The sequence below is a fragment of the Pseudomonas sp. 43mfcvi1.1 genome, assembly GCF_900115935.1.
Lineage (GTDB): Bacteria > Pseudomonadota > Gammaproteobacteria > Pseudomonadales > Pseudomonadaceae > Aquipseudomonas > Aquipseudomonas bijieensis.
Window position 1 is genome coordinate 1 of the sequence record NZ_UETT01000019.1, and the last position, 24,550, is coordinate 24,550.

Here is a 24,550-nt window from a genome sequence, read left to right on the forward strand (position 1 = left end):
GATCGAGCCCAGCAGCAACAGCACGCCGATGAGCGAGATCTCGCCGATGCGGCCCGGGCGGATGTAGCGCATGTAGAGGCCCATGAACATCGCGATCGGGATGGTCGCCATCACCGTGAAGATGCCCCACGGGCTCTCGGCCAGGGCCTTGACCACGATCAGCGCCAGCACCGCGAGGATGATGATCATGATCAGGAAGCAGCCGAACAGCGCGATGGTGCCGGGAATGCGGCCCATTTCCTCGCGGACCATGTCGCCCAGGGAGCGCCCGTTGCGGCGGGTGGACAGGAACAGGACCATGAAGTCCTGCACCGCACCGGCCAGCACCACGCCGGCGATCAGCCAGAGCGTACCGGGCAGGTAGCCCATCTGCGCCGCCAGCACCGGCCCGACCAGCGGCCCCGCGCCGGCAATGGCCGCGAAGTGGTGGCCGAAGAGAATGTGTTTGTTGGTCGGGACATAGTCCAGGCCATCGTTGTTGAGCACGGCGGGGGTGGCCCGGCGCGCATCGAGTTGCATCACGTTGTTGGCGATGAAGAGGCTGTAGTAGCGGTAGGCGACCAGGTAGATGGCCACGGCTGCGACGACGATCCACAAGGCGTTGATCGCCTCGCCTCGACGCAAAGCCACGACGCCCAGGGCGCACGCTCCTACGACGGCCAGCAGTAGCCAGGGTAGATGGCGCAGCAGGCTATTATTGTTTTTCATTTTTATATTCCAGCCAGGGTGGACAAGAAAGGCAGCCACTGGAGTTTAGCGCTAACCAGGGCAAAGGCCATACCCGACATTCGTCTGTCGGCGGCCGAACGGTGACGATGCTCCGCCAGCAGGGTCTATAGTCAATGAATCTTCAGAGGGAATACGTAATGAGCGATCGTCGCCGCTTCGTACGAATCGAATTCCATGCCAGGACCGAACTGAGCCAGCCCCCATACAAATGGCCGGTGGAGCTGCTGGACCTGTCCCTCAAGGGCCTGCTGATCGAAAAGCCCGAGCCCTGGCTGGGTAATCCCGAGAAAACCTTTACTGCCGACATTCACCTGAGCAATGAGGTGGAAGTGCAGATGGAGGTTCGGTTGGCCCACGACGACCACGGCCACCTGGGCTTCGTCTGCGAGCATATCGACCTGGACTCCATCGCCCACCTGCGCCGACTGGTGGAGCTGAACCTGGCCGATCATGATGAACTGGAGCGGGAGTTGGCGGCGTTGATTCATATCTGAGCTGCCCCGCCCCTTGGCACGGGGATCCATGTGGGAGCAAGGCTTGCCCGCGATGGCTGCGATGCGGTCTTTCGAAATCGAGTCGCCTGCATCGCGAGCAAGCTTTGCTCCCACATACATTTCTTCCGCAATGGCCAGTGTTATTCGAACAACGCATCCAACGCCTGTTCCAGGCGTGTCACGGCAATGATCTGCAACCCCGCCGGCGCTTCCTTCGGCGCGTTGCCCTTGGGCACGATGGCGCGTTTGAAGCCGTGCTTGGCCGCCTCCTTGAGCCGCTCCTGCCCACTGGGCACCGGCCGCACTTCGCCTGACAGCCCCACTTCGCCGAACACCAACAGATCGTGGGGCAGCGGCCGGTTGCGCAGACTGGACATGACCGCCGCCATCAACGCCAGGTCGGACGCGGTTTCCAGCACCTTGACCCCACCCACGACGTTGAGGAACACGTCCTGGTCATGAGTCGGAATCCCACCGTGTCGATGCAACACCGCCAGCAGCATGGCCAGCCGGTTCTGATCCAGGCCCAGGGTGACCCGGCGCGGGTTCGCCAAATGGCTGTCGTCCACCAGCGCCTGCACTTCCACCAGCATCGGGCGAGTCCCTTCCCACGTTGCCATGACCACACTGCCGGGGACTTCTTCCTGGGCTCGTGTCAGAAAGATCGCCGAAGGGTTCGAGACTTCTTTCAGGCCCCGGTCGGTCATGCCGAACACACCCAGTTCGTTGACGGCACCGAAGCGGTTCTTCACCGCCCGCAGCAAACGCAGGCGACCATCGGATTCGCCCTCGAAATACAAAACCGTATCGACCATGTGCTCCAGCACCCGTGGCCCCGCCAACGCACCTTCCTTGGTGACGTGGCCCACCAGGAAAATCGCCGTGCCGCTCTGCTTGGCGTAGCGCACCAGCAACGCCGCGCTTTCGCGCACCTGGGACACGCCGCCGGGGGCCGATTGCAGTTGTTCGGTGAAAATCGTCTGGATCGAGTCGATCACCATCACCTTGGGTTTTTCCAGGCGTGCCGTGGCGATGATGGTTTCGATGCAGGTCTCGGTCATGACCCGCAGTTGGTCCTGGGGCAAGCCCAGGCGCCTGGCGCGCATGGCGACCTGCTGTTGGGACTCTTCGCCGGTGACATACAGCGCCGGCATGCGGGTGGCAAGGTTGCACAAGGTTTGCAACAGGATGGTGGATTTGCCGATGCCCGGATCGCCGCCAATCAGCACCACCGAACCGTCCACCAGGCCACCGCCCAGCACGCGGTCCAGTTCACCGGACGCGGTGGAGAAACGTGGAATTTCTTCGACGCTGACTTCGGCCAGGGTCTTGATCTGCGCCTGCTGCCCGGCCCAGCCAGTGCGACCGGTGGGCGCCGCCGCTCCGCCGCTCTCCACCATGGTTTCGGTCAGGGTGTTCCAGGCCCCGCACTCGCTGCACTGGCCGGCCCATTTGGGAAAGGTCGAGCCGCACTCGGTGCAGCCGTACATGCGCTTTGCCTTGGCCATCTGAACTCCGGGTCAAAACCGCGATGATAGCCCAGTGAAGGTTCACTGAGGGGCCGGCATTCTGATTTCACCCTTGGCCAGTCCCATCGCGGTATTGCCCAACGGATCCTTGGCCTCCAGGTCGGCGCCCTTGGCCTTCAAGGCGTCGAGCAATTCATCACGCTTGAACAGACCGGCATACATCGCTGCGGTCTGCCCGGCACCATTGCGTTGGTCCGGACTGCAATCGGTGGACAGCAGACGCCGGGCAATCTGCACTTCGCCCTTGAAAATGGCGCCCATCAACGCTGTGTTGCCGCGTTTGTCCTGGGCACAGGCATCGGCCCCTGCCGCCAGCAGCCGCTCCACCGCCGGGCCGTGGCCGTGATAGGCCGCCAGAATCAGCGCGGTGTAGCCCTTTTCATCCCGGGTATCCAACGAGTAACCGGCCTCTATAAAGGTATCGAGCATCGGCACATCGCCGCGGCGAGCGGCGTCGAAATAATAGTTTTGCAACTGTTCCTGTACGACCGCCGGCTCAGTGGGTATTGGCTGATCGGCCAGTACGCTCATTGACCAGATCGCAAGCATCGATAAAAGGAATCTGCGCATCATGATGTCTCCTCTGGCATACGACTGTGGGCGCATGCTTGCCCGCGACGCAGACAACTCGGTCTGGATTCAGACCGCAGCGCCTGCTTCGCGAGCAAGCTTTGCTCCCACAGGCTATGCACTTGCCGGACTGTGAATCAGTCGCTCAGTTTTTCCGCCAGGGCCTTGACCCGGGCCAGGTCGCCTTTGGCGACACGGGCCACGCCAGTGCCGTACTCAGGGTCAGCCTTGTAGAGGAACGACAGGATGATGTGCTTGCTCTCGTCATCGGTGGTCGCCAAAGAGCCGCCGAAGCTTTCGATCAGGTCATCACGCTCTTTCTTGCTGAACGAACGATACAAATCACCGGCCTGCTTGAAGTTCTGCTCACGCTGGATCTTCGCCTGCTGGGTACTGCCGGTCAGCGCAGTCTGGCTGTAGCGTGCCGCTTGCGGCTCTTCACGAGGGGTCAGGCGACTTGGCTGATAGTTCACGCCGGTGCTGGTGCTGCCCGGGTTCATCGCACCGTCCTGGTTACCGTTGTTCACCGCCACCTTGGGGGCGTTGATCGGCAATTGCAGGGCGTTGGCGCCTATCCGGTACATCTGCGTATCGGCGTAGGAAAATACGCGCCCCTGGAGCAAGCGATCCTCGGATGGTTCGATACCCGGCACAAGATTGGCCGGCGCCATGGCCACCTGCTCGGTTTCCTGGAAGACATTCGCCGGATTGCGGTTCAGGACCATCTGCCCGACTTTGCGCTCAGGCACGCCTGGCCAGATCTTGGTCGCGTCCAGTGGGTCGAAGTCAAACTTGGCAAGGTCCTGTGGGTTCAGTACCTGGACGTACAAGTCCCACTTCGGGAAGTCACCCTTATTAATATGCGTCACCAGGTCATTTGTCATATGGCTGTAATCCTGACCCTGAACTTTCACAACTTCTTTCGGATCGAGGTTTTTCAGACCCTGCAAACTTTTCCAATGAAACTTCACATAATGAATTTCGCCCTTGGCATTAACTAGTTTGTAAGCATGCACGCCGTTACCGTCCATTTCACGGTAACTGGCCGGGGTCCCGGAGTTGGAATACAACTCGGTCAGAGTGCGGGTCGATTCTGGTACATGGGAGAAAAAATCGAAACGACGTGAATCATCGTCCAGATTGGTCCGCGGGTCGGGTTTGAAGGCGTGGACCATGTCTGGAAACTTGATGGCATCACGAATGAAGAAGGTCGGAAAGTTGTTACCCACCAAGTCCCAATTACCGTCGGCGGTGTAGAACTTCGTGGCAAAACCACGGGGGTCGCGCAGGGTTTCCGGCGAATGATTGCCGTGTACCACGGCAGAAAAACGCACGAACACTGGCGTGACCTGGCCTGCGGCAAAGACCTTGGCCTTGGTCAGGTCGCTGAGATCGTCGGACACCGTGAATGTGCCATGGGCGCCGGTACCACGGGCATGCACCACGCGCTCGGGGATGCGTTCACGGTCAAAGCGCTGGAGCTTCTGGATCAACTGCACGTCTTGCAACAGGGTTGGGCCGTTGGGGCCCGCCGTTTGCGAGTTCTGGTTGTCGCCGACAGCCGCACCGTTGTCCCGGGTCAGGGTGGCCGCGTTGACCGACAAGGACAAGAGGCTCGCGGTCAGCACAAAAAAAGCGCGGCGATGGGAATAAGGCCCGTAGCCGAAGGAAGTATTCATAGGCGTGTTCCTCTGATGTTATAGAGCGCATCCATGTGCGCCATCCAGAGGCTAGTGCTCGAAAAAGGAAAACCTAAATAGAAATGCCGTACCGCATCGATAGAAAAAACGTTATGGGGGGCTATGCTAAAACCGCGTATCACGCGCGATTGATGGCACTTTGAAAACTTTTCCCCCAGGGCCGGGTCGATAACTGAAGCTTTGTAAGCCGGTGTTTCGAGCGGGACTCGCTAGGCTGATTTACACTGCCACTCATCTTTCATCTGTCACAAGGAATAACTCATGGGCGTGCTAAGCGAGTTCAAGGCCTTCGCGGTCAAGGGCAATGTCGTCGACATGGCCGTCGGGATCATCATCGGTGCCGCTTTTGGCAAGATCGTTTCGTCATTCGTTGGCGACGTGGTCATGCCTCCAATTGGCCTGCTGATCGGTGGGGTGGACTTCAGTGACCTGGCCATCACCCTCAAGGCAGCCCAAGGTGATGCACCTGCCGTGGTACTGGCCTACGGTAAATTCATCCAGAGCACCATAGACTTCATCATCGTGGCGTTCGCCATTTTCATGGGCGTCAAGGCCATCAACCGCCTCAAGCGCGAAGAAGCCGTAGCCCCTAGCGCGCCTCCCGTTCCAACCAAGGAAGAATTGCTGCTCACCGAGATTCGCGACCTGCTCAAGGCTCAGAACGAACGGCCCTGAACCAGTCGGTCACAGCCATACCCCCAACTGATCGACATCAGCCTACCAGTAGTTTTCCACCGCCACTTGGCCTGGCCGACGGGTCAGGCTCAGTTGCAGCCCCCTGGCCTTGAGCAACTTGCGCGTGTCGTCGATCATTTGCGGGTTGCCACACAACATCACTCGCGAATGCTCCGGCGTCAGCGCTACACCGGCCACTCGCTCCAGCTCACCATTTTCGATCAGCGTGGTAATCCGCCCATTGAGCGCCCCTGGATGCTGCTCGCGGGTGACGGTCGCAATGAAACGAAACTTATGAGCGTACTCGGCCAGGTAGTCGCGCTGGGTCAGGTCCTTGATCAACTCCTGATACGCCAGCTCTCGTGCTTCGCGCACGCTGTACACCAGGATGATCCGCTCGAATTTCTCCCAGACCTCAAAATCCTGGAGGATCGAAAGAAACGGCGCCACCCCCGTCCCCGTGGACAGCAGCCATAAATCCCGACCGTCGACGAAACGATCCGGTGTCAGGTAGCCGATGGCCTGCCGCTCCACCAGCAGTTCGTCACCCGGCTGCAAGCGACTGAGTTCACTGGTGAACTCACCATGGGGAACCACGATGGAAAAGAACTCGAGGAACTCGTCGAACGGCGAAGACACCATGGAATACGCCCGCCAGACGGTGCTCCCGTCCGCCTTGACAACCCCCAGCCGGGCAAACTGACCCGCCCGGAAGCGAAAGCCGCGATCCCGGGTCGTACGCAAAGTAAACAAATGAGATGTCAACGGCTGGACATCGAGCAGGGTCTGGCGGGTGAACTTCTCTGCGCTGTCGGTCATGAGCCACTCCAATGGGACAAGACTCACAGTGTCCCGCAAAGCGAGCGTCTCCACCACCAACGGTGAGCAATAGCACTTTAACCACTAATTTCGCGCCACCCGGCAAAAACCTTTACCAAACCTATACAAAACCGCAGTAGCTGTAGTAATAATTAATTAAAAAGTTTATTTTTTTAAACATCCCTCAATGTAAGCAAATCAAAAAAAACTCACTACAAACTAAGAATAGTCCTACACTGAAATTTCGCATCATGGATTGGATCCGCATGGACGAATCAACCCAGGAGAGAGCGATGGAAAAGTGGAAGGACTTGCTATTGAGAAAGTTGTCTTGTGAAAAAGACCTGCAGACGGCCTATCGTCTGGTCCTGAATTTCTTTAACAATCAGGGATTTGAATATTGCGCATTTTCAGCCTATCTCGGAAGCCCCGACAAGCACACCAGCAAGGTGAACCTCAATAACTACCCTTATGGATGGGACAGACTTTATGAACAGAATGGCTATGCATCGAACGATCCATTAGTAGCACATTGCAATCAATCACTACTCCCCATTTTATGGGATGAGACTGTTTTCGCTCAGGCCCCCAAGTTATGGCGAGAACTTAATCGACAGGGACTCAAGTACGGCTGGACCCAGGCCGTTCATGACGACCAAGGGGCACAGTGCAGCCTGTTCAGCCTGGCACGAACCCATTGTCCCATTGATATAGAGGAACACTATGCCAATCTCGGCTATGCCATCTTCGCCAGTCAAAAACTGCATGCGCTCGCCAGCAAAAAGCTGTCTGACGCCGTCGCAGTCAAGCAGAACTATCACTTGTCACCGAGAGAAATCGAAGTCCTGAGGTGGTCTGCCGAAGGCAAGACAGCGTCGGAAGTGGGCAGGATTCTCTGTCTTTCCGAACGAACCGTGAACTTCCATGTGTGCAGCTGCATGCGGAAACTGAACGTCAGCAATAAAATTTCAGCGGTGGCAAAAGCGGCCCAGATCCATGTGATCTGAACAGTGGAGTGGCAGCGCCAGGCCGAAAACCTGCGAGTAATGTGCAACAAAAAAACGTACCATTTACGGTCCCACTTGAATGATGCCGCTTCTTGCACGCGACGCAGTTCATTCAGGCGGTCCCGCACAGACACCTACCTCCAGGCAGCGGGACATTCGTTGATCTCCAGAGTCCCCAGCCATGCCCCTGCTCGACAGCCCCTTCGCCCAACTCGACCTGATCCGCCAACCCGAACAGCAGAACGAACCACTGCAAGCCTTCGATGCGGCCGATGAATACCTGCTCGCGTACCTGGCCGAACAACAGCCGAGCGCGCAGACTCGGGTCCTGGTGCTCAATGACGGCTTCGGCGCCCTGGCGGCCAGCCTGGCCGGCAAGGTCGAAGTGACCAGCAGCAGTGATTCCTTCCTGGCATTGCAGGCCCTGGAGAAAAACCTGGTGCGCAACGGCCGCCCCTTCGATGCGGTGCCGACGTTGCCTGCCAGCGAGCCCCTGACCGGCCCATTCGATCGTGTCCTGGTCAAAGTACCGAAGACCCTGGCCCTGCTGGAGGAACAGCTGATTCGCCTGCAAGGCCAACTGGCACCAGGCGCCCAGGTGATTGCCGGGGCCATGATCAAGCACTTGCCCCGGGCCGCCGGCGATTTGCTGGAGCGCTATATCGGCCCGGTGCAGGCCTCCCTGGCGCAGAAAAAAGCCCGCCTGTTGATCGCCACGCCGCAAGCCAAGCCGCCCAGCGTATCGCCCTACCCCACGCGTTACTGGCTGGACGAACCGAAGATCGAACTGCTCAACCATGCCAACGTGTTCTGCCGCGAAGGCCTGGACATCGGTACCCGCGCGTTCCTGCCACATCTGCCGAAAAACCTCGGGACAGCCCGTGTCGCGGACCTGGGCTGCGGCAACGGCGTGCTCGCCATCGCCAGTGCCCTGCAAAACCCCGACGCCCACTACACCCTGGTGGACGAGTCGTATATGGCCGTGCAATCGGCCGCCGAAAACTGGCGTGCGGCCCTGGGCGATAGGGAAGTGATCATCCGGGCCGGCGATGGCCTGGCGGGACAAGAGGCGCAGTCGCTGGATGTGGTGTTATGCAATCCGCCTTTCCACCAGCAGCAAGTGGTGGGCGATTTCCTCGCCTGGCGAATGTTCCAGCAGGCTCGCGAAGCGTTGGTGGTGGGTGGCGCGCTGTACATCGTCGGCAACCGGCACCTGGGCTACCACAGCAAACTGGCGCGGTTGTTCCGAGGCGTCGAACAAGTGGCCGCCACGCCGAAGTTCGTGATACTCAAAGCCCGGAAATAAATCGTCCTCTGTGGGCGCAAAGCTTGCTCCCACAGGGAAATCAGTGGGTGGTCAGCCCCGCGGCATTCATGAACATCCGCATCAGGCTGGCGACGATGAACAACGCCAGCACACTGCCGGCCCAGATCAGCGCCAGCCAGCCGAGCCGCTGCCAAAGCGGCTTGCGTTCGGCGGCCTCGATGTCCTTCAAGTCAGGTTTGGCCATGCTCAACGTCCTCAATGGTAACCATCATCATGGGTCACCTTGCCGCGGAACACGTAGTAGCTCCAGAAGGTGTACACCAGGATCAACGGAATGATGAACAGCGTGCCGACCAACATGAAGCCTTGGCTCTGGGGCGGTGACGAGGCGTCCCAGATCGAGATCGATGGCGGCACGATATTCGGCCACAGGCTGATGCCCAGGCCACTGTAGCCGAGGAAAATCAACACCAGGGTCAGGATGAATGGCGTGTAGTTGGCGTTACGCGCCACCGCGCGGAACAAGCCGTACATGGTCACCAGCACCAGGATCGGCACCGGCAGGAACCAGAACAGGTTCGGCAGGGTGAACCAGCGGGCGGCGATGTCCGCGTGGGCCAGCGGTGTCCAGATGCTGACGATACCGATCACCGCCAACACCACGAACGCCAGCGGCCGCGCCAGGTCATGCATCTGCTCTTGCAGCTTGCCCTCGGTCTTCATGATCAGCCAGGTGCAGCCAAGCAACGCATAGGCGGCGATCAACGCCAAGCCACAGAACACCGTGAATGGCGTGAACCAGTCCAAGGAGCCGCCGGCGAACTGGCGATTGACCACCTCGAAGCCATCAATGAATGCCCCCAGCGCCACCCCCTGGAAGAAAGTGGCCGTCAGCGAACCACCAATGAATGCCTTGTCCCACAGGTGGCGCTTCTCGGCCTTGGCCTTGAAGCGGAATTCGAAGGCCACGCCGCGGAAGATCAACCCGATGAGCATCAGGATCAACGGCAGGTACAGTGCCGAAAGCACTACCGAATAAGCCAGCGGAAATGCCCCGAACAGCCCGGCACCACCGAGCACCAGCCAGGTTTCGTTACCGTCCCAGACCGGCGCCACGGTGTTCATCATCACGTCGCGGTCGCGCTCACCCTTGACGAAGGGGAAGAGAATGCCGATCCCCAGGTCGAAGCCGTCCATGATCACGTACATCATGATGCCGAAGATGATGACCACGGCCCAGATCAGCGGAAGATCAATACCCATGACTCAATTCCCCTTGTTCGAGCGGTCGTTTTGGTCCACATCGTCATCGGCGGCCGACAATGGCCGGGCCGGCGTACGTTTCTGGCCCGGGCCACCATCGCTCGGCTCGGTTTCGTGGACCTGCGGCCCCTTGCGCACCAGACGCATCATGTAGCTCAAGCCCGCGCCGAACAGCGCGAAATACACCACGACGAACAGCACCAGGGTGATGCTCATCTGCGCGAAACTGTGGCCGGAGGAAGCATCGGCCGTGCGCATCAAGCCATAGACCACCCAGGGTTGGCGGCCGATCTCCGTGGTGAACCAGCCGGCCAGGATCGCGACCAGCCCGGAGGGGCCCATCCACAACACCATGTGGAGGAACGGTCGTGATTGGTAGATCCGATCGTTGCGGCGCAGCCATAGACTGCACAGGCCAGTGAAGATCATCAGCAATCCAAGGCCGACCATGACCCGGAACGACCAGAACACGATGGTCGAGTTCGGTCGGTCCTCAGGATGGAACTCCTTGAGGGCCGGCACCTGTTTGTCCAGGCTGTGAGTCAGGATCAGGCTTCCCAGATAGGGGATTTCCACGGCGAAGCGAGTCTTCTCGGCCTGCATGTCTGGCCAGCCGAACAGGATCAGCGGGGTGGGCTCATTGCCGACGTTTTCCCAGTGGCCCTCGATGGCAGCGATCTTCGCCGGTTGATGCTTGAGGGTGTTCAGGCCATGGAAGTCGCCGATGACCGCCTGTATCGGTGCCACCAGCAAGGCCATCCACATCGCCATCGACAGCATCCGGCGGATGGCCGGGGTATCGCGACCGCGCAAGAGGTGCCAGGCGGCCGATGAACCGACGAAGAACGCCGTCGCAACGAACGCCGCCGTGGACATGTGCAGCAGGCGATAGGGGAACGAGGGGTTGAACACCACCGCCAGCCAGTCCACCGGAATCACCCGGCCTTCGACGATTTCGTAACCCTGCGGAGTCTGCATCCAGCTATTGGAGGACAGGATCCAGAAGGTCGAGATCAACGTACCGATCGCCACCATCACCGTGGAGAAGAAGTGCAAGCCACGGCCAACGCGATTCCAGCCGAACAGCATCACCCCCAGGAAACCCGCCTCGAGGAAGAACGCCGTGAGCACTTCGTAGGTCAGCAGCGGTCCGGTCACCGCCCCGGCGAAGTCCGAGAAACGGCTCCAGTTGGTCCCGAACTGATAGGCCATGACCAAGCCGGACACCACGCCCATGCCGAAGTTGACGGCGAAGATCTTCGACCAGAAGTGGTACAAGTCGCGATAGGTATCGTCGCGAGTCTTGAGCCACAGGCCTTCGAGTACCGCCAGGTAACTCGCCAGGCCAATGGTGATGGCCGGGAACAGGATGTGGAACGAGATGGTGAACGCGAACTGGATTCGGGCGAGATCGAGCGCCTCCAAACCGAACATAAGTCTTCCTCTGTCAGGTAAAACCGGCTGCGGGCGGGGCCTGCATCACAAGCCCCAGGGATATGGAGTGCGATGCTTTTCAAATCGTTCTTTTTATAACCGTCACAACGCAGGACTCTGGCCGGATGGCCGCCAGCCCAACGCCCCGAGAGGTATTGACCTGGATCAAGCAATGCTCAAAGAGTAGTCGCATTATTACCGATGGACGGCGTGGTCTTTTGTCGCGTGGCAGGTTGTCTCAGTGTCGAAACCCTGCTCCAAACCAGGATTCCTTGAATCTTGAGGAGTGCACTGTTGTGGCGAGGGGATTTATCCCCGCTGGGGCGCGAAGCGGCCCCAAGCTTTTGCGAGCGCTGCGCACTCGAGCGGGGATAAATCCCCTCGCCACAAAAAAAGCGTGCTAGGTGAAAAGTAGATGTTTGGCTAACTATTTTTCCAGCCAACGCAACTTCCTGTTACAGCTCGGTGATAATCTCGTGGTCTTCACCACCGGACCCGTCATAGATGCCCAGCCAAGCGCCGCTGCTGCTCCGTCACCATCGTCCCTTCATCGCCTTCTGGCTGGCACGGATATTCACCGCCAGCGGCTTCCAGATGCTCACCGTGGCCATTGGCTGGAACCTCTATCAACTGACCGGCAACGTCCTCGACTTGGGCCTGGTGGGGTTGGTGGAGTTTGCCCCGCGCGTGCTGTTCATGCTTCACACCGGGCATGTGGCTGACCGCTATGACCGGCGCAAGGTCGCGGCCATTTGCCAGTCATTGCAGGCAATGATTGCCCTGGCCCTGGTGATCGGCAGCGCCACCGACAATGTCACCCGGGAAATGATCTTCATCCTTGCCTTCCTCCTGGGCGCCGCCCGCTCCTTCGAGATGCCCACCACCCAGGCGCTGCTGCCCAGTATCGTGCCGGCGGGCCTGTTTCCCCGGGCCGTGGCCGCCGCGCAATCGGCCCAGCAATCGGCCACCATCGTCGCCCCGGCACTCGGCGGCCTGCTCTATGCCTTCGGCAGCATCTGGGTCTATGGACCGACCGTGGTGCTCTACCTCATCGCCTGTTGCCTGATGCTCAACCTGCCCGCTCGGCAGACGCCGCTGAACAAAGGCAAGGCGACGCTGGATTCATTGCTGGCCGGGATTCGCTTCATTCGCAGTCGCCCGGACATTCTCGGCGCGATTTCCCTGGACCTGTTCGCGGTTTTGCTCGGCGGCGCGACGGCGCTGCTGCCGGTGTTCGCCAAGGACATCCTGCTCACCGGTCCCTGGGGCCTGGGTCTGTTGCGCTCGGCGCCGGCGGTCGGGGCCTTGCTGATGTCGCTGTGGCTGGCGCGGTTTGCCGTGGAGCGCAAGGTCGGCCGAGTGATGTTCACTGCGGTGGGCGTGTTCGGCGTCGCCACCATTGCCTTCGGCCTCTCCACCTCGTTCTGGTTTTCCCTGGCGGTGCTGGTGGTGTTGGGCGCGGCGGACATGATCAGCATGGTCATCCGCGCCTCCTTCGTGCAACTGGAAACACCGGATGAAATGCGTGGCCGGGTCAGCGCGGTGAACGGGCTGTTCATCGGCGCTTCGAACCAGCTGGGCGAGTTCGAGTCCGGCCTCACCGCCCACTGGTTCGGCACCGTGCCGGCGGTGGTCATGGGCGGCATCGGCACGCTGCTGGTGACCGGGGTCTGGATCAAACTGTTCCCGACCCTGGCCAACCGTGACCGGATGCACGAACCGGTGGACGAAGCAAAAGCCTAGAGCAACTTGTCGAGGGTGATGGGGAAGTCCCGCACCCGCTTGCCGGTGGCATGGTAAATCGCATTGGCCACCGCCGCGGCCACCCCGACGATGCCGATTTCACCCACGCCCTTGGAACCCAGCGCATTGACGATCTCGTCACGCTCCTCGACAAAGATCACCTCGATGTCGCCGATGTCGGCACTGACCGGCACGTGATACTCGGCCAGGTTGTGATTCATGTGGCGACCCAGGGTGTGATCGGTCAGGGTTTCTTCGTGCAAAGCCATGCCGACGCCCCATACCACGCCACCGAGAATCTGGCTGCGGGCGGTTTTCGGGTTGACGACCCGGCCGGCGGCGATGGCGCTCACCACGCGGTTGACCTTCACCGTCCCCAGGTCTTCATCCACCAGCACTTCAACGAACACCGCCGAGTGCGTGGCCGTGGCGTAGGCCTGGCGTTTTTCATCCGGCTTGGCCGTGACCTGGGCTTGCAACGGGGTCTCGCCGCTTTTCTGCGCCAACTCCGCTAATGCAACGCTCGCTTCGCCCAGCCGCAGTTGGCCATCCACAAACGTCACTTGTTCAAGGGTCGCGCCACCGAAGGCCGGACACGCCTGGCGAGCCACGGCCAGGAGTTTTTCCTTCAGCGCTTCACAGGCTTGCTGCACGGCGGTGCCCACCGACGAAACCGTGAACGAACCGCCCTGCAATGGCGCGGTGGGCAGCGACGAATCACCCAGGACAAACGTGACGTCCTCAAGGGTAACGCCACACGCCTCGGCGGCGATCTGGGTCATGACCGTGTAGGTCCCGGTGCCGATATCCGTGGTGGCGCTGCTGACAGTCAGCTTGCCATCGAGGTCCAGCGAGGCCCGGGCGCTGGCTTTCTGCTGCATGGCCTCCCATACACCACCGGCCATGCCCCAACCCACCAGCTGCCGCCCCTCACGCATGCTGCGCGGCTCCGGGTTGCGCTTGTCCCAGCCGAAACGACGGGCGCCCTGGGCATAACACTCACGCAACTCTTTGCTGGAATACGGCTTGCCTTCGTTCTCGTTGCGCTCGGCGTAGTTGATCAACCGCAACTGGACCGGATCGAGCGCCAGGGCACAGGCCAGTTCATCCATGGCGCATTCCAGGCCAATCAGCCCAAGGGCGGCACCGGGCGCGCGCATGTCCAGGGGCGTGTAGACGTCCAGGGGCACGAGTTTGTAAGTCAACTGGACGTTATCGCAGTGATAGAGCATGCCGCTCCACTCCACCACGTGCTCGGTGAAGTCCTCGAAGCGCGAAGTCTGGCCGACGGCGGTGTGCGCCACGGCCAGCAAGCGACCGTTGGCCGCCGCCCCCAGTTGCACGCGCTGGAGGGTTCGCGGCCGATAGCCAAAGGTAAACATCTGTTGGCGCGTCAGGCTGACCCGCACGGAGCGCTTGAGGGCCAGCGCCGCCATCACCGCCAAAGGTAATTGGTACTGCGGACGCAGCCCTGAACCGAAGGCGCCGCCGACAAACACGGCGAACACTCGCACCTGCTCTTTCTCCAGCCCGAACACTTTTTGGACATAGGCCTGGCAGTTCTGCGTGCCTTGGGTCTTGTCGTGGATGTGCAGGCTGCCATCAGGCTGATACAGCACGGTGGAGGCGTGTGGCTCCATCGGGTTGTGGTGTTCAATCGGCGTGCTGTAGGACACATCCACGCTGAGCGCGGCGCTGGCGTACTCGCCCTGAAAATTCCCACGGGGCTTGGGCAGTTCGGCCGGTGCCGGATGGGCGTCGTTTTGCAGAGTGATCAGATCGGTCTGATGCTCCTGGGCCTCGTATTCGATTTCAACCAGGGAACCTGCATACCGGGCCAGCTCAAGGTTTTCCGCGACCACCAAGGCCAATGGCTGGCCGCTGTAGAGCACGTGGTCGTTGTACAGCGGCCGGAACGGCGAGCCGTCCGCCGCATCGGCATCCTGGTAGGGCTCATCGTAGCTGGCGATCCTCGGCCGATTGGTGTGATCGATGACCGCGACCACACCGGGCAGCGCCAGGGCTCGGGAGGCATCGATGCGCAGCACGCGGCCGCGAGCGAGAGTGCCGGACACGACGCTGCCGTGCAGCAGGCCGTCCTCGGGGTACTCACCGGCATAACGAGCCTGGCCCGTGACCTTGAGCAGGCCATCGACCCGGTCCAGTGGCTGCCCTATGGATTTGCTCGAAGCGTTCATCAGGCGTGTCCTCCCTGCGGTGCGCAACCCAATGCGGCATCACTCAAGGCGCGGACAATCGCCCGGCGCGCCAATCGGACCTTGAAGCCGTTGTGCTCCAACGGCTCGGCGTTTTGCAGCAGCGCATCGGCGGCGGCAGTGAAGGTTTCGCGACTGACGGTCTGCCCGGCCAGCCAGCTCTCCACAGCCCGGTCGCGCCAGGGTTTGTGCGCCACGCCGCCAAGGGCCAGGCGCGCCTGGCGAATCACCGGCCCGTCCAACTCCAGCGCCGCCGCTACCGAGACCAGCGCAAAAGCGTAGGAGGCGCGGTCACGGATCTTCAGGTAGTGGCTATGGTCGGCAAAACCGGCGGCAGGCAACTCAATAGCAGTGATCAGCTCATCATCGGCCAGTTGGTTATCCCGTTCCGGGGCATCACCGGGCAAGCGATGGAAGTCGGCAAACTCGATGGTCCGCGCGCCACCCCGCCCCAGGACATGGACCACCGCCTCCAAGGCCGCCAAGGCCACGCACATGTCGGAAGGATGAGTGGCGACACATTGTTCGCTGGCACCGAAGATCGCGTGGATCCGGTTCAAACCGTTGCGGGCCGGGCAACCGCTGCCGGGTCGGCGTTTATTGCACGGCACGCTGGCGTCATAGAAGTAATAGCAGCGGGTGCGTTGCAACAGGTTGCCGCCAGTGCTGGCCATGTTGCGCAACTGCGGCGAGGCGCCGGCCAGGATCGCCTGGGACAGCAGCGGATAGCGGCGTTCGATCCAGGGGTGCCAGGCCAGGTCGGCATTGCTCACCAGCGCACCGATCATCACCCCGCCGGAAGGGGTTTCGCTGAGGTCCGCCAGGGGCAGCCCGGTAATGTCGATCAGGTGTTCGGGGCGGGTGAGGTTCTCTTTCATCAGGTCCAGCAGATTGGTGCCGCCGGCGATGAAACGTGACACCGGGCTCGACAAGTCGACGGCGGCCTGCACGGTGTCTGGCTTGCTGTAGTGGAAGGGATTCATTGATCACCTCCCGGTTGCTGGCAGAGCGGCAAAGCCTCTTCGATAGCATCACGAATGTTGTTGTAGGCGCCGCACCGGCAAAGATTGCCGCTCATCAGTTCAACGATCTCTGCGCGGGTCTGCGCCCTGCCCTCGTTGACCAGCCCCACCGCTGAACAGATCTGCCCCGGCGTGCAGTAACCGCACTGGAACGCGTCATGGGTGATGAACGCCTGCTGCATGGGATGCAAGGCATCATCGCCAGCCAGGCCTTCGACGGTGGTCAACTCGGCACCGTCGCACATCACGGCCAGGGTCAGGCAGGCGTTGATTCGCTTGCCATCGCGCAGCACCGTGCAGGCGCCACACTGGCCGTGGTCGCAGCCCTTCTTGCTGCCCACCAGGTCCAATTGCTCGCGCAGCAGGTCCAGCAGCGTGGTCCAGGGCAGCACCTGCAGCTCACGTGCCTGGCCATTGAGTGTCAGGCGAATCGGGTGACGGACGAAGGCCGCCGGCGTCGCTTCGGACAAGGTCGCGCTCATGGAACACCTCACGGTTAGTCGTACTCGCGGCGTTTTGGGAAACCGCCGTCATAAGGGGTACGACTTCTGGGTGGGGTGAAGCGTTCAAGGCAAATGATTGACGTTGGAAGCCAGCGCCTTCAGTGGGTCAGCTTGCACTGAGGTTGAATGTGCTGACGCCATCGCGAGCAGGCTCGCTCCCACATGGGTTCTCGGGTGCTCATAGATCCTGCATCCACCATAAATCCCTGTGGGAGCGAGCCTGCTCGCGATAGCGGTACCACAGGCCGGTGTCGGCTTGACGAGTGTCAGGCCAGCAGCTCCGCCGCCACCACGCTTCTTACGCCCTTGCCGCTGAGTTGTTCCACCAGCATCAAGGCAAACGCCAGGGCGGCAGCCGAGCTTTGGGCGGTGATGCAGTTGCCGTCCACCACCACGGGTTGATCGACGAAGCTGCAACCGGACAGTTGCTGGCTCACCGCCGGCAGGCAGGTCATGCGCCGCTGGCGCAGGACGCCGAATGCCTGTAGCGCCAGGGCCGGGGCTTCGGCGATGGCGGCGAAGAAACGTCCGGTGGCGGCCTGGCCCTTGATCAGTTGTTGCAGCGGCTGATGGGCCGCCAGGTGTTGGGCACCGATGATGCCGCCCGGCAGGACGATCAGGTCGAAATCCTGCACGAGCATGTCCACCAGCATGCCATCGGCCGTCAGGCGCGTGCCGCAGGCGCAGGTGAGCATACGCCGCCCTTCGATGCTCGCCACCACGGTTTCGATCTGCGCTCGACGCAACACGTCGATCAGGGTGACCGTCTGCAAGTCGTCGACACCCTCGGCGACGGCTATCAGGGCTCGGGGGATCTTGGTTCCAGGAATCATGGGCGCTCTCCGCTGGATGATGCTTGTAGTGTAGGAGCTGCCGAAGGCTGCGATCTTTTGATATGCGCTTGAGATCAGCGTGGGGGTAAAGATCGCAGCCTCGCTTCACTCGACAGCTCCTGCATGGGGTAGCGGTTATTTGATGTACAGCTGGGTCGACATCCGGTTGCCCGGTGCGTTGATCGAGATGTTGCTGAAGCTGAAGGTTCCCTCTTGCTTACCCTTCAGGTCGAAGACGTACAAATAGCCCACGACTTTGGTCCGCACCGAGCAGTCATTGAGATTGCCATTGCTGTACGCGCACACCGGCGAGCGGGTGCCGTCGACTTCAAAGCCGTCCAGGGTGACATGGGGTTGACGGCCATAGCCGACCTCCAGCACGTAGACCTTGATATTCGGGCCACTGTGATCGCAACGGGTCTGCTCCTGCCCCTGGGCGATGTCTTCGAAGCCACAGGCCGGCGACTCGACCTTGAGCACCTTGACCTCACTCAGCGGTGGTGCCGACGCCGCATCCGCAGCCTGGCCGGGCAACCACAGACCCAGGGTGCAGCCCACTGCCGCCATCAGCTTTTTATTCATGCGATACATAGAGATCTCCCGGAACCGCGCGCAGTATGGCCCACTTGGCGCGTTGGCAAAACATCGACGACGATCGCAGCCACAACGCTACGCTGCTGGTATGATGCGCGGCTTTTTCCGACCCGCAGAAAATTCCCGGGCGCCGCTGGCGACCTGTGCTTTGCTGTTGAGGTCGATACATTCACGGCGCCGGGCGCGCCACGGGGAGCAGACATGCTGGAAAGGCTGTTTCAACTCAAGGCACACAACACCAACGTGCGGACCGAGATCCTGGCGGGCGTCACGACCTTCCTGGCCATGGCCTACATCCTGTTCGTCAACCCGAGCATCCTCGGCGAAACCGGCATGGACAAAGGCGCGGTGTTCGTCGCCACCTGCCTGGCGGCGGCCATTGGCTCCACGGTCATGGGCCTGATCGCCAACTACCCGATCGCCCTCGCCCCGGGCATGGGCCTGAACGCCTTCTTCACCTACACCGTGGTCCTGCACATGGGCCATACCTGGCAAGTGGCACTGGGCGCGGTGTTCATCTCCGCCGTGCTGTTCTTCATTCTCTCGATCTTCCGCATCCGCGAATGGATCATCAACAGCATCCCGCTGCCCCTGCGTTCGGCCATTGCCGCCGGTATCGGCCTGTTCCTGGCGCTGATCGCCCTGAACAATGCCGGCATCGTGGTGAAAAACCCGGCGACCATGGTCGGCCTCGGCGACTTGAAACAGCCGGCGCCAATCCTCGCCACCCTTGGTTTCATCCTGATCGTCGCCCTCGAAGCACTGAAAGTCCGCGGCGCGGTGCTGATCGGCATCCTGGCGGTCACCATCGTCTCGATCCTGATGGGCTTCACCCCGTTTGGCGGCATCATTTCCGCGCCACCGTCCCTGGCCCCAACGTTCCTGCAACTGGACATCAAGGGCGCCCTGGACATTGGCCTGGTGAGCGTGATCTTCGCCTTCCTGTTCGTCGACCTGTTCGACAACTCCGGCACCCTGATCGGCGTCGCCAAGCGCGCCGGGCTGATGGGCAAGGACGGCCATATGCCGAAGATGGGCCGTGCGCTGATCGCCGACAGCACCGCCGCCATGGCCGGTTCGCTGCTGGGCACCTCCACCACCACCAGCTACATCGAGTCGGCAGCGGGCGTCAGCGCTGGCGGCCGCACCGGCCTGACCGCCATCGTCGTGGCGATCCTGTTCCTGCTGGCGCTGTTCTTCTCGCCACTGGCCGCCAGTGTCCCGCCTTTCGCCACCGCCCCAGCCTTGCTGTTCGTCGCCGTGCTGATGACCTCGGGCCTGGCGGAAATCGACTGGGACGACATCACCGTCGCCGCCCCCGTGGTGGTCACCGCCCTGGCGATGCCCTTCACCTATTCCATCGCCAACGGCATCGCCTTCGGCTTCATCGCCTGGACCGCCATCAAACTGGTGTCCGGTCGTGGCCGTGAGCTGAACCCGGCGCTGGTCATTCTGTCGATCCTGTTCGTGATCAAATTGGGTTGGTTCAACGCATGACTTTTGATTCCCAGGCCTATGCCGCCCAGTTGCAGGACAAGGTCACCCGCTTGCGTGACCTGTTGGCCCCGTTCGATGCACCAGAACCTGCGGTGTTCGATTCGCCCCTGAAAAACTTTCGCCTGCGGGCCGAATTCCGCCTGTGGCGCGAGGCCGGCGAACGGCACTACGCAATGTTCTCCCAGGACGACAAGCGCACACCGATCCTCATCGAGGAATTTCCCATCGCCAGCCTGCGCATCAACCAGTTGATGCCGCAGCTCAAGGCCGCCTGGCAGGCCAGCGCGCCCTTGAGCCACAAGCTGTTCCAGGTGGAGTTCCTGACCACCCTGGCGGGCGACGCGATGATCACCCTGTGCTATCACCGCCCGCTGGATGAACACTGGCACGCGGCGGCCGCGAAACTGGCGACCGACCTGGGCGTGAGCATCATCGGTCGCTCCAAGGGCAAGCGCGAAGTGATCGGCCACGACTACGTGGTGGAGAAACTCGACGTCGGCGGCCGGACCTTCAGCTATCGCCAACCCGAAGGCGCCTTCACCCAGCCCAACGGCACGGTGAACCAGAAGATGCTCAACTGGGCGTATGACGCGCTGGGTGATCGCGCCGACGATCTGCTGGAGTTGTACTGCGGCAACGGCAACTTCACCTTGCCCCTGGCCACTCGCGTACGCAAAGTGTTGGCCACCGAGATCAGCAAGACCTCGGTGAATGCCGCGTTGAGCAACCTCAGCGAAAACGCTGTGGATAACGTCACGCTGGTACGTCTATCCGCCGAAGAACTGACCGAAGCCTTGAACGAAGTCCGGCCCTTCCGTCGCTTGCACGGTATCGATCTCAAGAGCTACGAATTCGGTAGCGTCTTCGTCGACCCGCCCCGCGCCGGCATGGACCCGGACACCTGCGAGCTGACCCGGCGGTTCGACAACATCCTCTACATCTCGTGCAACCCGCAAACCCTCGCCGCCAACATCGCGCAACTGCACGACACCCACCGCATCACCCGCTGCGCGATGTTCGATCAATTCCCTTGGACCCATCACATGGAGTCCGGGGTGTTGCTGACGCGGCGCTGATCTACCGAAGCTGGCGGCGCGGCGCACTGCCAGTCTCGCTCCCTTGAACGCAGTGGACGCCATAGCAACCGCAACTACTCGCTCAACGGCGGCAAACCTGCCAACTGTCTAGCCCGGATACGAGCCAGACAGTCCGTCTGCTGGATACCCTCAAGATTATCGATCGCCACCGATCGGGTCTGGCTCAGGGTTTCGCCAACAATACGCGCGATATCAGTGAACGCCAGCACGCCGGCAAGAAAAGCCGCCACCGCCACTTCATTGGCCGCATTGAGCACCACGCTCAGTTCACAACCGTCTCGCGCCACGTCAAGCGCCAAGCCCAAGCAGGGAAAACGCCGCAGGTCCGCTTGGGCAAAGCTCAATGGCTCGGATTGCGTCAGGTCCAACCGCTCGACCCCGGAATCGATACGTTGTGGATAGGCCAGCGCCTGGGCGATAGGCGTGCGCATATCGGGATTACCCAATTGCGCCAGGACCGACTGGTCGGCATACACCACCATCGAATGGACGATGCTTTGCGGGTGAATCAGTACCTCGATCCGCTCCGGCGACATCGCGAACAACCAATGTGCCTCGATAACCTCCAGGCCCTTGTTCATCATGCTTGCACAGTCGACCGAGATCTTGCGCCCCATCCGCCACTTGGGGTGGGCGCAGGCCTCGTCGGGTGTGACGCTGTCCAGAGTGTCCAGCGAGCGGTTCAGGAATGGACCGCCGGAAGCGGTCAGGAGCAAGCGCTCCGGACGGACCCCAGGGTGGTTCGACAGGCATTGGAAAATGGCATTGTGTTCGCTGTCGACCGGCAACAACTGCGCTCGTGCGCGAGTCACGCAGCGCATGAACAACGCGCCGGACATCACCAAAGCCTCCTTGTTGGCCAGCAGGACGCGCTTACCGGACTGCGCCGCAGCCAGCGTCGAAGGTAACCCGGCGCCACCGACAATAGCGGCAACAACCGTATCGCATTGGCTGGCTGCGGCCACCGCGACCAGAGCATCCGGCCCGTAGAGCACCTCGGTATTGCATCCACGCGCTTTCAAGCGCCGCGAAAGCTGCGCCGCCTCCCCGGCACTGGCGACCACTGCCACCTGCGGCCGGAAGGCCAGGCACTGCTGGTAAAGCCTGTCGATACTGTGATGCGCAGTCAGCGCGAACAACGAAAAAAGCTCCGGGTGGCGGGCCACGACATCGAGCGTACTCCGGCCAATGGAGCCGGTCGCCCCGAGCAAGGTAAGTCGCTGGCTCATGCTGGGTCTCCCTGGCTATTGTTTGCCATGGGCAATCAGCTCACGGGGGGCGGCAGCGTAAGCCTTGAGCAACTCGGACAGTGTCTGCCGCGCCTGTTCCTCCCCTCCATAGCGAGCTGCCACGTAGGCATCCAGGAGCTGGGTGAACTCCTTGGCGATCGTTTTGCCCTTAAGCGTCAACACCCGTTCGCCATCCATGTACACCGGGGCCGAGGGGTGTTCGCCGGCCCCCGGCAGGGAAATGCCGATATCCGCCAGGCGACTTTCCCCCGGGCCGTTGACCACACAACCCATGACGGCCACCTGCAAATGCTCGATACCGTTGAAGCGGTTTTTCCAGATTGGCATTTGCTGGCGCAGATAATCTTCGATCTGCTGGGCCAGCTCCTGAAAAAAATGGCTGCTGGTACGCCCACAACCGGGACAGGCCACCACCGAGGGGGTAAAGGCCCGCAAGCCCATGGTTTGCAGGATCTGCTGGGCCACCAGCACTTCGCGGGTACGTTCGCCGCCGGGTTCGGGGGTGAGGGAAATGCGTAAAGTGTCGCCGATGCCCTCCTGCAGCAGCACAGCCAGGGCGGTGGACGAGGCGACGATGCCCTTGGAACCCATGCCGGCCTCGGTCAGCCCCAGGTGCAAGGCAAAATCGCAGCGCGCGGCCAGGTTGCGGTACACGGCGATCAGGTCCTGTACATGACTGACCTTGGCCGACAACACGATCCGCTCCGCCGGCAGGCCGACCTCGATGGCCCGCTGCGCACTCTCCAGCGCCGAGACCACCAGGGCTTCACGCATCACCGCATCGGCCGCTAACGGCGTAGCGAGCGCCGCGTTACTGTCCATCATCCGCGCCAGCAACTCTGGGTCCAGGCTGCCCCAGTTGACCCCGATGCGTACGGGCTTGCCATGGCGACAGGCCATTTCAATCATTTCGCAGAACTGTTCGTCGCGCCTCGTACCCTTGCCGACATTGCCCGGGTTGATCCGGTACTTGCCCAACGCCTGGGCACACTCGGGATAGGCCGCCAGCAGGCGGTGGCCATTGAAATGAAAATCGCCGACCAGCGGAACCTTGATATCACGGGCATCCAACAGCTCGCGAATCTTCGCGACCTGGGAGGCCGCCTCATGACCGTTCACCGTGATCCGTACCAGTTCGGCGCCGGCCAATGCCAGTTGCTCGACCTGCGCCGCCGTAGCCCGGGCATCGGCGGTATCGGTATTGGTCATCGCCTGGACTACTATCGGACTGCCGCTGCCCATGGTCAGGGGGCCGATACAGACCTGGCGGGTTTTACGTCGGGCAATATTGGCGTTCATCGTCGAGGCCCGTTGCGCAGGTCATTGTAGCGAGGCACCCGCAACGACCAGTCCAGATTGGCGCTCATCCAATCCTCCAACATTTGCACATAACGCCGGATCGCCTGCCGTTCGTCATTCGAAAAAGTGTGTTTCTCGATAAACCCCGCGACCCGCTTGCGCTCCCGTTGAAAGCATTGGAGACGCGCATCGAGCAATGCTAGGAGAAAGGCCACCGCGTCGTCGATGGACGAGCCCAGCAACTGCTGGCAAACCACCACATAGTTATTGATCTCGCCATACTCGGCTTCCTTCTCATAGGAAATCAGATCGTTGACCAGCGTGATCACATCAGTGGCGCTGTCTTGCAGCGTTTCGAACAGTCGGCTTTGGTGGAAGACCGCGGGGACTTCGGCGTGGTTGGCGTATTCACCGGCCCTGAATACGACCCTCGCCGCCGAGGTGAAACGGCGCTGGTGGGCATAGGCCAATAGATCGGGGAGTTCTGCGCAGGAACGTCTTTGCACCTCGTGTGCAACCCAGCTGAACAACATTCTGATCTCTTCGAGCAAGCGCCGCCCACCCTCCCCAGTCATGGCCTCGAGCATCGGCGCAATCATCAGCACGCCCGAACGCTCGAGAGGGGTTTGCGGACGCGCCTCGCCAGCCGGAGCACTGAGCAGGGAGAACATCCGCTCCAGCCTCTTGCGTCCCTCGTCGCTCGACAGACTCAATGCCCCTTGGTCCAACCCATCATCGAGCAGGAACATCCAGAAAACCAGGTTGGTCAGGTGCTCCAACTCGAGCGGCCCGGCGTCTGGAAACGCCCTGGCCACCAGGTCACAGGAGCGATTACTTTCATACTCATGCATGACCCCTTCCAGGTGGTCGAATCCCATCGAGCGGAACCATGACCGAGAGGCCTCTTCAGCAACATCGTGATGAGGATTGATGCGTAACGAGAACGGCAGGGACAGTGGAGGAAGAACGAAGGCGGACATGTGGCCACTCCTTGAAGTACTTACTTTAT

General features: G+C 61.2%; 23 protein-coding genes. 7 read left to right on the forward strand and 16 right to left on the reverse strand.

What is annotated here, in order from left to right; all coding sequences use genetic code 11:
• Nucleotides 1-708 (reverse strand): carbon starvation CstA family protein (locus tag DTP52_RS27680; RefSeq protein ID WP_305887899.1); only part of this gene is annotated, 708 nt, incomplete at its 3' end.
• A gap of 158 nt (nucleotides 709-866) precedes the next feature.
• On the opposite strand from DTP52_RS27680, the gene DTP52_RS27685 reads away from it, so the two are divergent.
• Entirely contained in the window at nucleotides 867-1,223 is a 357-nt protein-coding gene (locus DTP52_RS27685; RefSeq protein WP_109756220.1) for a PilZ domain-containing protein, read from the forward strand.
• Nucleotides 1,224-1,363: 140 nt separating this feature from the next.
• On the opposite strand, the gene radA is transcribed toward DTP52_RS27685, so the two are convergent.
• The 3 genes from radA to katB form a co-directional block, all read right to left on the reverse strand.
• Entirely contained in the window at nucleotides 1,364-2,731 is a 1,368-nt protein-coding gene (radA, locus tag DTP52_RS27690) for a DNA repair protein RadA (protein ID WP_030140305.1), read from the reverse strand.
• Nucleotides 2,732-2,773: 42 nt separating this feature from the next.
• A complete protein-coding gene (locus tag DTP52_RS27695; protein ID WP_109756327.1) occupies nucleotides 2,774-3,322 on the reverse strand; it encodes an ankyrin repeat domain-containing protein in 549 nt (182 codons plus the stop codon).
• Nucleotides 3,323-3,459: 137 nt separating this feature from the next.
• On the reverse strand, nucleotides 3,460-5,001 hold the full coding sequence (gene katB / locus DTP52_RS27700; protein WP_109756221.1) for a catalase KatB: 1,542 nt from the start codon (nucleotides 4,999-5,001) through the stop codon (nucleotides 3,460-3,462).
• A gap of 282 nt (nucleotides 5,002-5,283) precedes the next feature.
• Between katB and mscL the strand changes: the two genes are divergently transcribed.
• Nucleotides 5,284-5,697, forward strand: coding sequence for a large-conductance mechanosensitive channel protein MscL (gene mscL, locus DTP52_RS27705; RefSeq protein ID WP_072411386.1), 414 nt, complete (start codon nucleotides 5,284-5,286; stop codon nucleotides 5,695-5,697).
• A 42-nt stretch (nucleotides 5,698-5,739) separates the two neighbouring features.
• Here mscL and DTP52_RS27710 read toward each other — a convergent pair whose 3' ends face one another.
• On the reverse strand, nucleotides 5,740-6,516 hold the full coding sequence (locus tag DTP52_RS27710; RefSeq protein WP_109756222.1) for a ferredoxin--NADP reductase: 777 nt from the start codon (nucleotides 6,514-6,516) through the stop codon (nucleotides 5,740-5,742).
• A gap of 266 nt (nucleotides 6,517-6,782) precedes the next feature.
• Between DTP52_RS27710 and DTP52_RS27715 the strand changes: the two genes are divergently transcribed.
• Both DTP52_RS27715 and DTP52_RS27720 read left to right on the forward strand, forming a co-directional pair.
• Nucleotides 6,783-7,523: an autoinducer binding domain-containing protein gene (locus tag DTP52_RS27715; protein WP_256594288.1), complete on the forward strand. Its 741-nt coding sequence runs from the start codon at nucleotides 6,783-6,785 to the stop codon at nucleotides 7,521-7,523.
• Between the two features lie 181 nt (nucleotides 7,524-7,704).
• Complete coding sequence (locus DTP52_RS27720) at nucleotides 7,705-8,829, forward strand: class I SAM-dependent methyltransferase (protein WP_109756223.1); 1,125 nt, start codon at nucleotides 7,705-7,707, stop codon at nucleotides 8,827-8,829.
• A gap of 40 nt (nucleotides 8,830-8,869) precedes the next feature.
• Here the strand turns inward: DTP52_RS27720 and DTP52_RS27725 are convergent, their stop codons facing one another.
• From DTP52_RS27725 to DTP52_RS27735, 3 genes are read right to left on the reverse strand one after another with little or no spacing between them, the layout of a single operon-like run.
• A complete protein-coding gene (locus DTP52_RS27725; RefSeq protein ID WP_003205785.1) occupies nucleotides 8,870-9,034 on the reverse strand; it encodes a DUF2474 domain-containing protein in 165 nt (54 codons plus the stop codon).
• Nucleotides 9,035-9,045: 11 nt separating this feature from the next.
• Nucleotides 9,046-10,053 carry a cytochrome d ubiquinol oxidase subunit II gene (cydB, locus tag DTP52_RS27730; RefSeq protein ID WP_053125566.1) on the reverse strand — a complete coding sequence of 336 codons (1,008 nt, stop codon included), beginning with the start codon at nucleotides 10,051-10,053 and terminating at the stop codon, nucleotides 9,046-9,048.
• Nucleotides 10,054-10,056: 3 nt separating this feature from the next.
• Nucleotides 10,057-11,487, reverse strand: coding sequence for a cytochrome ubiquinol oxidase subunit I (locus tag DTP52_RS27735; RefSeq protein ID WP_109756224.1), 1,431 nt, complete (start codon nucleotides 11,485-11,487; stop codon nucleotides 10,057-10,059).
• Nucleotides 11,488-11,991: 504 nt separating this feature from the next.
• Between DTP52_RS27735 and DTP52_RS27740 the strand changes: the two genes are divergently transcribed.
• Nucleotides 11,992-13,230: an MFS transporter gene (locus tag DTP52_RS27740; protein WP_109756225.1), complete on the forward strand. Its 1,239-nt coding sequence runs from the start codon at nucleotides 11,992-11,994 to the stop codon at nucleotides 13,228-13,230.
• Here DTP52_RS27740 and DTP52_RS27745 read toward each other — a convergent pair.
• The 5 genes from DTP52_RS27745 to DTP52_RS27765 all read right to left on the reverse strand — a co-directional run bounded on the left by DTP52_RS27745 (nucleotide 13,227) and on the right by DTP52_RS27765 (nucleotide 18,395).
• Complete coding sequence (locus tag DTP52_RS27745) at nucleotides 13,227-15,428, reverse strand: xanthine dehydrogenase family protein molybdopterin-binding subunit (protein WP_109756226.1); 2,202 nt, start codon at nucleotides 15,426-15,428, stop codon at nucleotides 13,227-13,229. The two genes, DTP52_RS27740 and DTP52_RS27745, sit on opposite strands and share 4 nt — an antisense overlap.
• Nucleotides 15,428-16,429 carry a xanthine dehydrogenase family protein subunit M gene (locus DTP52_RS27750; RefSeq protein ID WP_109756227.1) on the reverse strand — a complete coding sequence of 334 codons (1,002 nt, stop codon included), beginning with the start codon at nucleotides 16,427-16,429 and terminating at the stop codon, nucleotides 15,428-15,430. Before DTP52_RS27750 ends, DTP52_RS27745 begins: the two co-directional genes overlap by 1 nt.
• Entirely contained in the window at nucleotides 16,426-16,950 is a 525-nt protein-coding gene (locus DTP52_RS27755; protein ID WP_109756228.1) for a (2Fe-2S)-binding protein, read from the reverse strand. Before DTP52_RS27755 ends, DTP52_RS27750 begins: the two co-directional genes overlap by 4 nt.
• Nucleotides 16,951-17,237: 287 nt before the next feature.
• The gene (locus DTP52_RS27760; protein WP_109756229.1) at nucleotides 17,238-17,804 is read right to left on the reverse strand and encodes a DJ-1 family glyoxalase III; all 567 of its coding nucleotides are present in this window, start codon (nucleotides 17,802-17,804) and stop codon (nucleotides 17,238-17,240) included.
• Nucleotides 17,805-17,939: 135 nt separating this feature from the next.
• On the reverse strand, nucleotides 17,940-18,395 hold the full coding sequence (locus DTP52_RS27765; RefSeq protein ID WP_109756230.1) for a DUF4879 domain-containing protein: 456 nt from the start codon (nucleotides 18,393-18,395) through the stop codon (nucleotides 17,940-17,942).
• 204 nt (nucleotides 18,396-18,599) lie between these two features.
• Here DTP52_RS27765 and DTP52_RS27770 point away from each other — a divergent pair, with 204 nt between their 5' ends.
• Both DTP52_RS27770 and trmA read left to right on the forward strand, forming a co-directional pair.
• On the forward strand, nucleotides 18,600-19,895 hold the full coding sequence (locus tag DTP52_RS27770) for an NCS2 family permease (protein ID WP_109756231.1): 1,296 nt from the start codon (nucleotides 18,600-18,602) through the stop codon (nucleotides 19,893-19,895).
• Complete coding sequence (gene trmA / locus DTP52_RS27775) at nucleotides 19,892-20,971, forward strand: tRNA (uridine(54)-C5)-methyltransferase TrmA (RefSeq protein ID WP_109756232.1); 1,080 nt, start codon at nucleotides 19,892-19,894, stop codon at nucleotides 20,969-20,971. The genes DTP52_RS27770 and trmA overlap by 4 nt, the downstream gene beginning before the upstream one ends.
• A gap of 74 nt (nucleotides 20,972-21,045) precedes the next feature.
• Here trmA and DTP52_RS27780 read toward each other — a convergent pair whose 3' ends face one another.
• Genes DTP52_RS27780 through DTP52_RS27790 form a run of 3 tightly spaced genes read right to left on the reverse strand, consistent with a single transcriptional unit; the run spans nucleotide 21,046 to nucleotide 24,521 of the window.
• Nucleotides 21,046-22,221 carry a 1-deoxy-D-xylulose-5-phosphate reductoisomerase gene (locus DTP52_RS27780; protein WP_109756233.1) on the reverse strand — a complete coding sequence of 392 codons (1,176 nt, stop codon included), beginning with the start codon at nucleotides 22,219-22,221 and terminating at the stop codon, nucleotides 21,046-21,048.
• Nucleotides 22,222-22,236: 15 nt separating this feature from the next.
• Entirely contained in the window at nucleotides 22,237-23,541 is a 1,305-nt protein-coding gene (gene ispG, locus DTP52_RS27785; RefSeq protein WP_109756234.1) for a flavodoxin-dependent (E)-4-hydroxy-3-methylbut-2-enyl-diphosphate synthase, read from the reverse strand.
• Entirely contained in the window at nucleotides 23,538-24,521 is a 984-nt protein-coding gene (locus DTP52_RS27790; RefSeq protein ID WP_146206890.1) for a hypothetical protein, read from the reverse strand. Before DTP52_RS27790 ends, ispG begins: the two co-directional genes overlap by 4 nt.
• Nucleotides 24,522-24,550: the final 29 nt, after the last annotated feature.

Excerpts from the sequence above, each read along its gene's own strand:
- DTP52_RS27685 (WP_109756220.1), top strand. The coding sequence starts at position 867 with ATGAGCGATCGTCGCCGCTTCGTACGAATCGAATTCCATGCCAGGACC.
- radA (WP_030140305.1), bottom strand. The coding sequence starts at position 2,731 with ATGGCCAAGGCAAAGCGCATGTACGGCTGCACCGAGTGCGGCTCGACC.
- DTP52_RS27695 (WP_109756327.1), bottom strand. The coding sequence starts at position 3,322 with ATGCGCAGATTCCTTTTATCGATGCTTGCGATCTGGTCAATGAGCGTA.
- katB (WP_109756221.1), bottom strand. The coding sequence starts at position 5,001 with ATGAATACTTCCTTCGGCTACGGGCCTTATTCCCATCGCCGCGCTTTT.
- mscL (WP_072411386.1), top strand. The coding sequence starts at position 5,284 with ATGGGCGTGCTAAGCGAGTTCAAGGCCTTCGCGGTCAAGGGCAATGTC.
- DTP52_RS27710 (WP_109756222.1), bottom strand. The coding sequence starts at position 6,516 with ATGACCGACAGCGCAGAGAAGTTCACCCGCCAGACCCTGCTCGATGTC.
- DTP52_RS27715 (WP_256594288.1), top strand. The coding sequence starts at position 6,783 with ATGGACGAATCAACCCAGGAGAGAGCGATGGAAAAGTGGAAGGACTTG.
- DTP52_RS27720 (WP_109756223.1), top strand. The coding sequence starts at position 7,705 with ATGCCCCTGCTCGACAGCCCCTTCGCCCAACTCGACCTGATCCGCCAA.
- DTP52_RS27725 (WP_003205785.1), bottom strand. The coding sequence starts at position 9,034 with ATGGCCAAACCTGACTTGAAGGACATCGAGGCCGCCGAACGCAAGCCG.
- cydB (WP_053125566.1), bottom strand. The coding sequence starts at position 10,053 with ATGGGTATTGATCTTCCGCTGATCTGGGCCGTGGTCATCATCTTCGGC.
- DTP52_RS27735 (WP_109756224.1), bottom strand. The coding sequence starts at position 11,487 with ATGTTCGGTTTGGAGGCGCTCGATCTCGCCCGAATCCAGTTCGCGTTC.
- DTP52_RS27740 (WP_109756225.1), top strand. The coding sequence starts at position 11,992 with ATGCCCAGCCAAGCGCCGCTGCTGCTCCGTCACCATCGTCCCTTCATC.
- DTP52_RS27745 (WP_109756226.1), bottom strand. The coding sequence starts at position 15,428 with ATGAACGCTTCGAGCAAATCCATAGGGCAGCCACTGGACCGGGTCGAT.
- DTP52_RS27750 (WP_109756227.1), bottom strand. The coding sequence starts at position 16,429 with ATGAATCCCTTCCACTACAGCAAGCCAGACACCGTGCAGGCCGCCGTC.
- DTP52_RS27755 (WP_109756228.1), bottom strand. The coding sequence starts at position 16,950 with ATGAGCGCGACCTTGTCCGAAGCGACGCCGGCGGCCTTCGTCCGTCAC.
- DTP52_RS27760 (WP_109756229.1), bottom strand. The coding sequence starts at position 17,804 with ATGATTCCTGGAACCAAGATCCCCCGAGCCCTGATAGCCGTCGCCGAG.
- DTP52_RS27765 (WP_109756230.1), bottom strand. The coding sequence starts at position 18,395 with ATGTATCGCATGAATAAAAAGCTGATGGCGGCAGTGGGCTGCACCCTG.
- DTP52_RS27770 (WP_109756231.1), top strand. The coding sequence starts at position 18,600 with ATGCTGGAAAGGCTGTTTCAACTCAAGGCACACAACACCAACGTGCGG.
- trmA (WP_109756232.1), top strand. The coding sequence starts at position 19,892 with ATGACTTTTGATTCCCAGGCCTATGCCGCCCAGTTGCAGGACAAGGTC.
- DTP52_RS27780 (WP_109756233.1), bottom strand. The coding sequence starts at position 22,221 with ATGAGCCAGCGACTTACCTTGCTCGGGGCGACCGGCTCCATTGGCCGG.
- ispG (WP_109756234.1), bottom strand. The coding sequence starts at position 23,541 with ATGAACGCCAATATTGCCCGACGTAAAACCCGCCAGGTCTGTATCGGC.
- DTP52_RS27790 (WP_146206890.1), bottom strand. The coding sequence starts at position 24,521 with ATGTCCGCCTTCGTTCTTCCTCCACTGTCCCTGCCGTTCTCGTTACGC.